The sequence below is a fragment of the Pedobacter suwonensis genome (assembly GCF_044762335.1).
GTDB lineage: Bacteria > Bacteroidota > Bacteroidia > Sphingobacteriales > Sphingobacteriaceae > Pedobacter.
Genome location: NZ_JBIWEB010000042.1, coordinates 1 through 3,145, shown reverse-complemented (window position 1 = coordinate 3,145; position 3,145 = coordinate 1). Strand labels below are relative to the sequence as shown.

Annotated in this window: 2 protein-coding genes; both read right to left on the bottom strand. The window is 37.3% G+C overall.

Annotation, left to right across the window (positions count from 1 at the left end):
* Nucleotides 1-1,078: TonB-dependent receptor (locus ACIQXP_RS25130; RefSeq protein ID WP_387508688.1), on the bottom strand; the 1,078-nt coding region annotated here is incomplete at its 3' end.
* Nucleotides 1,079-1,579: 501 nt separating this feature from the next.
* The coding region (locus ACIQXP_RS25125; RefSeq protein WP_402759992.1) for an outer membrane beta-barrel family protein at nucleotides 1,580-3,145 on the bottom strand (1,566 nt) is incomplete at its 5' end.

Here is a 3,145-nt window from a genome sequence, read left to right as displayed (position 1 = left end):
CAGTAAAGGTTGGCATAATGTTTTTGAAAAAATACTTTTCGTCTTCCCTATGCCAGGTATAATTGAAACCAGCACTTAAAGTATGTCCGGGTTGGACAAATTTATGTTGATAGTTTGCGGAGCCCGTTGCGGTATATTTTACTTCATCTTCAACAAATTGCCACAGCCGATTTCTCACAGAATAATCGCTATTGAAATATGGAATATCGCCTAAATCACCGATTTTCTCACGGTTTAAAAAGCCAGATATGGTAAAGCTATTGTGGTCATTTGGGTTATAATCAAAACCCGATTTTACTGTGGTAAAAGTGGTGGTTCTGTTACGTTTTACCTGTTGGTTCAATATTGTCCCATCGGTGTAAATGCGTTGCGAAAACTCGTTTTTGTTTAAGGTTTGCGTGTATAAATAATCGGCCTGAACGAAAGTGTTAAGCTTATCTTTTCTATAATTAAGCGATAATGAGGGATTAATTTTTGGTGTTGACTGATATTGAGGGCTAATTCCCGGCAGGTTTTCTTTTCTCAACCAAATTGCACCAAGACCAGTTGTCAAACCAACCTTACCATTAAAACCCTCTTGTTTATTTTTTTTATAAATGATGTTTATAATTCCGGCATTACCGTTTGCATCGTATTTTGAGGATGGATTGTTGATGATTTCAATTCTTTCAATGGCTGATGCAGGAATATTATCCAATCCTGTCTGACTACCGAAACCAGTAATAGCATTTTGTTTTCCATCGATTAATACCGCAATTTTATCGTTACCACGGAGTTGCACTTGCCCATCCTGAATGCTAATGCCCGGGAGATTTTGCATCGCCTGCAAAACAGAACCGCCTAACTGGCTCGTGTTTTTACTTAAATCGAAGGTTTTTTTATCCAGTTTTGACGAAAGCCCATCATTGCTTGTGCCTTGTACCGTTACATTTTGCAGATTTTGAGCATCTTCGGTAAGTTCGATAATGCCTAAATTAATAAAGGTGCTTAAACTGCCAACGGTGATTTCCCTTTGAAAAGGCATGTAACCCACAATGCTCACCTGAAGGTGATAGTTGCCGGGATTAACATCCTTCATTACAAAACGTCCCTGATCATCGGAAATGGTTCCGCCAGAAAATTTATCATCCCCAACTTTTTTAAGAATGATATTGCATAGGGTAAAGTGAGTCTGTTTTTGGCCTCTTTAACCTCGCCTGATAGGCTGGTTTTTTTGTCTTGTGCGCAAATATCGTCGGCTATCAAGAATATGGAAAGGCAGAAGAGCCTTAAAATGTGCTTATAATTTTTCATCAGAATTTAGTTTTAAAATCCATGAAAATACAGATGAGGTTATCTGATATTTACGTAGATTAAGTTTTCCGATTGCAATCTAAAACCAAAATCTGTAGAAATTCTGAACCACTGGTTTTGCTGTTGAATAGTGGACTCATATAGGAAATTAACTAAATAAAAAGGGCAACGATTTTGGTATGCCCTTTAAGGTATTCATCTGAATGTGCATCACCCAGAATTTATTTGAAGGGAAAGAATAGATTCTAAAGTAATTTCATTAACAATTGTGTTCGCTAAATTCTATTTATTTTCCATTTCCACCAATATCCGGGAGCTGTGGTGCATTATCTTCTTTAGATTCTTTTTTGAATTGGAGCTTTCCAAATTTATATGAAAAACTTAATCCAAATGACTGAACAGGTACAAGTCTAATATTGGTTTGGTTGAAATTCGGACCAAAACTGGTTTGCCTTTGAGTTATGTAACGGTTTAAAGGGTTTGCCGCAGTTATACCAATGCTTGCGCTCCTGTTCCAAAACTGCTTTCTAAGGGCCAGACTGTAGTTGAATACCGATGGCCTTGTGCTCCTGAAATTTCTTTGTGAAGAACTATAATTACCAAACACTTCTACAAGTAAATTTCCACCGAATTGATAACTGGCGTTTAAGTTCACTCTGTAGGCAAATGCACTTACGCTTGTAAGTCCCGGAGAAACACTGTTCCTGTTTCCTGCCTGAATGTTTGTGCGCAAGTTAAGTTTTTCGGTTACCGGAACTGATGCAAAAAGGCTTGCTCCGATACTGGTTTGCGAACCAAGATTCATTCGCTGGGTTAAAGCAACGGCCGAATAATCTACGCCGTTTATGGTTAATACATCGTAGTAAGTACTAAGTTGTTGCATATCGTTGGTATTGCGACGGTAATATCCTGCAAAATAAATATTAGCACCTTTTTCGAAAGTTTTGCTATAACCCAACTCCACATTATTGCCAATCTCAGGTCTTAAAAGTGGGTTGCCGGTACTAATATTGTGCGGATCGCTGATGTTATAAAACGGGTTTAAATCTCCGTAATCTGGTCGTTCAATGCGGTATGTGTATGATAGCTTTATCGATTGGCTGTCATCAAGTTTATGTTGCAAAGTAAATGATGGTGCAAAAGTGTTATAGCCAGAAATTGCAGCCCCAGAGAAATCAGCTACCTTTCCAGTTCTCTCATATCTCAATCCAGCTTTTCCTGTAATGAAATCTTTAAAAAGTGAAAAAGATGCAGAAAGATAAGCTGCATATACATTTCGCATATAATTAAAGCTGTAAGTTTGGTTAGCATTATTAATGTAAGAACTATTTGCTAATAAAGTATCGGTTACAACACTATTGTTAAGATTATCGATTAGCACTTTGGCACCACTTTCTATGGTTAACTTTTTGCTTACAGGCAAGGTATAACTCACTGAAATTTCGGTTTCATTCTCTTTACCCGGGTTGGTGCTGTTTAATCCGGTATTTGGCAGATTGTGGCTTCCATAACTCGAAATTTGCGAAGCATTTACCAGGTTATTTCCAAAACTCGCATTATATAGAAAGTCTAATTCATGTCCTTCTTTTTTGAAACTCTTTTTATAGCCTAAACTTACATCAGTAGAATTGGCACTGAAATTACTGGCCGAATTTCGAAGACTTCTTGTATCTGATATGGTATTTCCCGATGCTGCTAAAAGATATTTCTGAATCTGACTGGTTGTTCCACTTGAATTATTGTTAAAATGATTGTATCCTAAAGTAGCGGTAAGTTCATCTTTTGGCGTAATGCTCCAGTTAAGATTTAATCCAGTTTGATAACTTGCTCTTTTCTGCGGACTGCTTCCATT